The sequence below is a fragment of the Pararcticibacter amylolyticus genome (assembly GCF_003130405.1).
GTDB classification, from domain to species: domain Bacteria; phylum Bacteroidota; class Bacteroidia; order Sphingobacteriales; family Sphingobacteriaceae; genus Arcticibacter; species Arcticibacter amylolyticus.
In genome coordinates, this window is sequence record NZ_QEAS01000028.1 from 34,465 (window position 1) to 40,927 (window position 6,463).

Sequence of the window (6,463 nt, forward strand, 5' to 3'; positions counted from 1 at the left end):
AGAACCTCTCCGCATTCCCTCCCCAAAACATTTTCTGCTCATTTTCTGTCAGCCTGGAAGTGTATTCTTCCACTATGCCGATCATTTTCTGATACCCTCCGGCGACAAGACAAACCGGCCAGTCGGAGCCAAACATCAGCCTTTCAGCGCCGAATGCTTCAAAGACGGTGTCCAGGTAGGGCGTAAAATCTTCGTTCTTCCAGGTTTTCCAGTCAGCTTCAGTAACCATACCCGAAACTTTACAGTAGACATTACTCAAGGCTGCCAGTTCACGGATATCCTTACCCCAGGGTTCTATCAGGTGATCTTTAATCAGGGGTTTGGCAATGTGGTCGAGCACAAACTTCTGATCAGGGAAAAATTGGGCCAGCTTTGTTGCATAAGCGATCTGGTCAGGGAATATCAGTATATCGTAAGTATACTCATGCTTCTCAAGTGCTTTTATTCCCCTTTTAAATTCGGGTTTCAGCATTAAAGCACGATCAGTTTCCCCCTGAAGTACATGCCGGAAGCCTTTCAGTTTTTTGTGACGGCACCAGAAGTCGAGAGTCTCCTCTATATTTTCCGCCTGTAGATCAACCCATCCTACTATCCCTTTGATAAAAGAGTTCGCTTCTGCAAGCTCCAGCAGGAAATCGTTATCTTTCTCCGACTGATCTGATTGTACCGCAATACATCCATCCAGTGCATGTTGCTGAAGATTCGGAGCGAGGTCGGGGGGAAGGAAATCCCGGCGGATGACAGACATATCTTCTGTTATCCAGCTATCCCTTACAGGGTCGAACTTCCAGAAATGCTGGTGCGAATCAATTCTTAGCATAAGCTTTTACAGTTTGCTTAGAGCTCCCGAGTCCATCTATTCCAAGTTCCACTACATCCCCCGGCTTCAGGTAAACGGGCGGGTTCATGCCGAGGCCAACCCCCTTGGGTGTTCCTGTAGAGATAATATCGCCCGGAAGTAAGGTCATGAACTGGCTCAGGTAAGAGACCAGAAACGGGATATTGAAGATGAAATCCCGGGTGTTGCCGTCCTGCATGGTCCGGCCATTTACAGTCAGCCACAGGCGAAGCTGGTGCGGATCTCCTACCTCATCAGGGGTTGCAAGGAACGGGCCTACAGGAGCGAAAGTATCGCATCCTTTGCCCTTATCCCATGTGCCGCTTCTTTCAAGCTGAAACTCTCTTTCAGAAACGTCATTGTGCAGGCAATAACCTGCTATGTAGTCCATTGCTTCTGATTCTTCTACATAGCTGGCCTTTTTCCCAATAACAAAGGCCAGTTCTACTTCCCAGTCGGTCTTTACTGAATTTTTCGGGATAACAATGTCGTCATACGGCCCAACCAGGGACGTGGTCGATTTCATGAAGAGCACAGGCTCCGGCGGAAGTGCGGCATTGCTTTCTTTAGCATGATCAGCATAGTTAAGCCCTATACATAATATCTTGGAAGGCCTTGCAACCGGGGAACCTAACCTTGTTCCTTCAGAAAGAGGTGTTAATTCTGCTTTGTTCTCCTCAATGAACTTTTTGAGGCGCTCAAGGCCATCAGTTTCGAAAAACGCTTCGTTAAAATCTTCACCAAAAGCGGATGCATCGTATTGAACATCGCCGATGATCACTCCTGGTTTTTCTTTATAAATATCTCCGTGACGTATTAGTTTCATAATTTATTATGTTTCCTCCCGGTAAGGAGAGGTAGTGAATATCAGCTGTTCAGTTTTATAAATCCGCCGTCTATAGGGTAATCGTTACCTGTAATAAATGAAGCCTCATCTGAGCACAGATACAGGATCAGCTTCGAAATCTCATCAGGTGTGCCCATTCTTCCGATAGGCTGGGTCTTCGAAAGTTTTTCAAACATCTCCTTCTCCTTTCCCGGATAGTTCTTTGCAAGAAACCCATCCACAAACGGCGTATGTACTCTTGCCGGTGAGATACTGTTACAGCGGATATTGTCGCTGATGTAATCTTTCGCGACTGACATGGTCATGGCATATACGGCTCCTTTACTCATCGAATAAGCAAAGCGGTCAGACAGTCCGACAACGGCGGCAATGGAGGCCAGGTTTACAATAGCTCCGCCTCCGTTCGTTTTCATCAGGGGGATCGCTGTATACAGGCTGTTATAAACTCCCTGAACGTTTACCCGGAATACTTTTTCAAAGTCCTCTGAGCTGGTATTGTCTGCCCGGCCGATATGAGAAACTCCTGCACTATTCACCAGGATGTCGATTTTTCCGATCGTCTGGAATGCTGTTACCACAGCTTCCTGGTTCGATACATCGCAAAGCAGCGCTGTTGCCCCGCCCCCGGATTGCTTGATTTCCTCTACGGTGCTTTCCGCATTTCCGGCATTCAGGTCAGTGACATAAACATGTGCTCCGGCGGAAGCGAATGTCAGGGCGACTGCACGGCCAATTCCGCTTCCCGCACCAGTCACAATAGCTGTTTTATTGTTTAAGCTAAACATATGGAATTTTAATTATCGGATTCGTGATGCTGAGCGATTCGGTGGCCCCTGAGACCGAAGAACAGAACAACAGCAAAACAGATCAGCGGCACGATATAAGCCGTCTGAATGCTGCCTGTCTTATCGGAGATATATCCCATGGCCACAGGCGCGATGGCTCCCCCTATGATGGCCATTACCAGGAAGGATGAAGCGATCTTGGTTTCTTCTCCCAGGCCTTTGATACCAAGAGCAAAAATTGTCGGGAACATGATCGACATGAAGAAAGGGATCACAATTAAAGAATATACCGCAAAGGATCCTTTTACAGAGACTGAAATAATAAGAAGGAGGATGCTGATCAGTGCATAGATGCTGAGTAGTTTTGCAGGCTTGATGAATTTCATCAGGAAAGTGCCCACAAAGCGGCCGATCATAAATCCAACCATCGCAAACGATCCCCACAGGAAGGCTGCATCTTTCTCACTGATATCGGCTACAAACTTCGAATACCGGATAAAAAAGCTGCCGATCCCTACCTGGCCACCCACATAAAAAAGCTGAGCAATAACAGCCATTGACAAATGACGGTGACGGAGTACTTTAGCTGAAAATTTAGTTGCATGGCCCTCCAGTTCGCTGTCGTCTGCCTGCACTTCCGGAAGCCGGGTTAACAGGAACAGGCCGATCAGGAGAACAACGACCACCGCAATGATGATATAAGGGATCTTAACCGTGTCAGCTTCGTATTGAAGATAAGCATTCAACTGGTCGGGCGACATCATCTGTAATTCGGCAGGGGAGTGCTCTATGCCCGAAAGGATAAACTGTCCGCCAATGATGGGTGCCAGGAATGCTCCAACTCCGTTAAAGGATTGGGCGAAGTTAAGCCTTTGTTCAGAGGTCTCCTTGTTCCCGAGAATGGAAATATAAGGATTGGCCACTGTTTCCAGGAACGTAGCACCACTCGCTATGACGAAAAGAGCCGAGAGAAAGAACGTATAATTTCTTGCAGAGGCAGCAGGTATGAAAAGCAGGGCCCCAACTGCATACAGGATCAGCCCGAATATAATCCCCTTCTTATACCCGAACTTGTGCATGAACAAGCCCGCCGGGATAGCAATGACGAAGTAAGCAAGTGAAACAGAAATATCAATGAAAGAAGATTGGGTGTCACTCAGTTGCAGTGCTTTCCTGAGATGCGGGATCAAAATTGGATTTATATTATGAAGAAATGCCCACAGGAAAAATAAAGATGTTACCAGAATAATGGGAAACAGGAACTGATTTTTTTTCGTCATTTTAATTTTAAGCGGTTAGTAAATCCGTCGTTTTTTCAGTTTACAATTTACAAATAAAAAGAACTTTATCGACAATAAGGCTCCGCCAGGACTGAAATCCTGTCTGAGAAATTAGCTAATTGTTGTACGATATTAGCGTGCCGGCTAAAATTCTTCTCCCTGGAAATCGCCCTGCTGATCCTGGTTATTCCTGTTGTTCTTCTTTTTCTGCTGCTGGTCGGCCTGTCCGAAACGGTAGCTGAAAGTAAGGGTTCCCATCCGTCCCATCATGCGCCTCTGAAACTGTCTGGAGAATGCAGCTGTCTCAGTGACCGCACCCCATTTTCTGGAATTGAAGACATCCCTCACATTGAAGGAAATACTGCCTTTCCTGTTCATGACGTCCATTTTCAAAGCAGCATCAGTGCCGAACATCTCTTTTCCCCGGCCCTGGGCAGTCACTCTTCTTCCCATATAGTTGACATTAAACTGGGTGGAAAGGTTATAGGGAAGAGATATATTAGCAGTGAGGTTGCCCGTCCAGTTATATCCGCTGTTACTTTTTATCCCGAACTCCTCGTTGCCAAAGATCTTATTGTAAAATATATTGGCATTAGCAGTAACATTGAAGCCCTTTGAGATATCTGCACGGCCGATAATTTCAAGACCGCCTGCCTGGTTTTTCGACAAGTTGGCAAACTGTGTAAGAGTGGTGGTGCTGTCAACCTGTTGTTGTATCCCCTCCACGATGTCGTTTACCCTGCGGAAGTACATCGATGACGTGAGAGTAAAGGCCTTCCAGTATTTCATGTGGCTGAGCTCAAACGAATGAATGTCTTCAGGCTTCAGCCCCGGGTTTCCCACACGGATATTGTTGGGATCGGATATATCCCTGAATGGATTTACCTGCCATCCGCGGGGCCTGTTCACTCTGCGTGTGTAACTCAGCTGTATCTGGTTTTCGTTCTTTAACTTCTGTGTGAGGAAAATGCTGGGATAGACCCTGAAGTAATCAAGTTTGCCCTTCGTGCTCACCTGCTGCATTACCGCTGTATCAAGATTGCGGTATTCCGTGTTCAGGTAAGCCTGTTCGGCACGTAATCCCACCTGGACTCCAAATGATTTGCTGATCTGATTCTGGTAGCTGGCGTATACAGCATGTACAATATCTTCCAGGTCAAAGTCGTTGGTGAGGTTATAATCTCTGTTATAGAGGCCGGTGCGGTAGTTATACCTCTCGGATACCTGCGACTGATCATCTTTCCTGATCGTGGTACGGTATCCGGTTTCCAGTTTCTGCTGCTGGTTAAACGGCAGCGTATAGTCGACCTGGATATTGTAGTTTTTACCCTGCCCCTCATTGACGGTGATCCGGCGGTCTATCGTGTCCCTTTGTAGCCCGTTAAACTGAAAGAAGTCCTGGTTGAAGTTTTCGTCTTCGTCTTCGTTCCTTTCGCCGAAAGAGAAGTTGGCCGTAAGTTCTTCTCCTTGTTTTTTGAACTTCCGGCTGAAGTCGAGACTGGCGTCATAGCCGTGTTCCTTCTCTTCCTCTGTCGAATTTCTCCGGCTGGTTCCATCAAGCAAAGAGCTGTAATTCTGATACAGGTAAGCGATGTCTTCCCGGTCTTTTCCTGTCCTGAAATTCAGGTTGCCTGAGGCGCCTATCGTGGTCTTGTCATTGATATAATAATCGAGGCCCAGTTTAGCCGTGTTGTTGACATTGTGGCGCCTTGAATCAGAATTGTTATTAATTATTCCTCCGTTAAAGAAGGAGGTGTTGTTAAATCCTCCCCCGATCCTGTTGGAATAGCGGTAGCTATAATTCCCGTAAAGGTTGACCTGTCCGCTGCGGTAACTGAGGTTAGTGCTGGCATTGTAGTTATCCCTGTTTCCTGCCGAAAATGATACAGACCCGTTAGATCCTAATTTGCGGTTTTTCTTTAAAACGATATTGATAATACCTGTTTGTCCTTCAGGGTCATATTTAGCAGAAGGATTGGTGATGAGTTCAATGTTCTCGATAGAACTTGCAGGAAGCGATTGCAATACGGCTGCCATGTCTCCTCCGCCGATGGCCGAAGGCTTTCCATCAATCAGGACACGAACACTTCCGCTGCCCCTCAGGCTGACATTTCCATCCAGATCGACGGAAACAGTGGGTACGTTTGACAGCAGATCTGTTGCAGAACCTCCTTCACTAACGATGCTTTGGTCGACGCTGAACACTTTTCTGTCAACGCCCAGCTGGATAGTGCTTTTCTGCCCCAGGACAACCACCTCATTCAGCATGCTCGACTTGCCGGCTGAGAGCTGGATCGTTCCCAATGCGATTGTCTGTTGCTCAGCGTCTATGACTACAGGATCTTTAGAGTAGGGCTTATATCCGACAAAGCTGATCTTCAGAGTATAAGATCCTGCGGGCAGGGCATTGAGTGTAAAACTTCCGTTCATATCGGTCTGCGCTGCCTTTGTGGTCTTCTTCGTGGTTCTCTCTATAATGGCCACTGTGGCAAAGTCGACCGCCTTTCCGGTTGCTGCGTCTACAACCTTTCCGGTCACTTTCCCCGCAGGGATTTGTGCAGATACGCTTAACGTGAAGACAAACAGTAAAATATATAAGGTAAAAAACAGTTTCATAAACAGATTCTAATCATTTTCTAACAAGCGAATGCAAAGAAAAGTGATTGTAAATGAAAATGATGCGGGTAACTATTTTATTACAGCAAACGGCTTG

At 46.7% G+C, this 6,463-nt stretch carries 5 protein-coding genes; all 5 read right to left on the reverse strand.

Annotation, left to right across the window (positions count from 1 at the left end):
* The coding region (locus DDR33_RS23080) for an amidohydrolase family protein (RefSeq protein WP_109418171.1) at window positions 1-820 on the reverse strand (820 nt) is incomplete at its 3' end.
* The gene (locus DDR33_RS23085; RefSeq protein ID WP_109418172.1) at window positions 807-1,664 is read right to left on the reverse strand and encodes a fumarylacetoacetate hydrolase family protein; all 858 of its coding nucleotides are present in this window, start codon (window positions 1,662-1,664) and stop codon (window positions 807-809) included. The genes DDR33_RS23080 and DDR33_RS23085, both read right to left, overlap by 14 nt.
* 41 nt (window positions 1,665-1,705) lie before the next feature.
* Window positions 1,706-2,470: an SDR family NAD(P)-dependent oxidoreductase gene (locus DDR33_RS23090; protein ID WP_109418173.1), complete on the reverse strand. Its 765-nt coding sequence runs from the start codon at window positions 2,468-2,470 to the stop codon at window positions 1,706-1,708.
* Window positions 2,471-2,478: 8 nt separating this feature from the next.
* Complete coding sequence (fucP, locus tag DDR33_RS23095) at window positions 2,479-3,750, reverse strand: L-fucose:H+ symporter permease (RefSeq protein WP_109418174.1); 1,272 nt, start codon at window positions 3,748-3,750, stop codon at window positions 2,479-2,481.
* A gap of 144 nt (window positions 3,751-3,894) precedes the next feature.
* Entirely contained in the window at window positions 3,895-6,366 is a 2,472-nt protein-coding gene (locus DDR33_RS23100) for a TonB-dependent receptor domain-containing protein (protein ID WP_109418175.1), read from the reverse strand.
* Window positions 6,367-6,463: the final 97 nt, after the last annotated feature.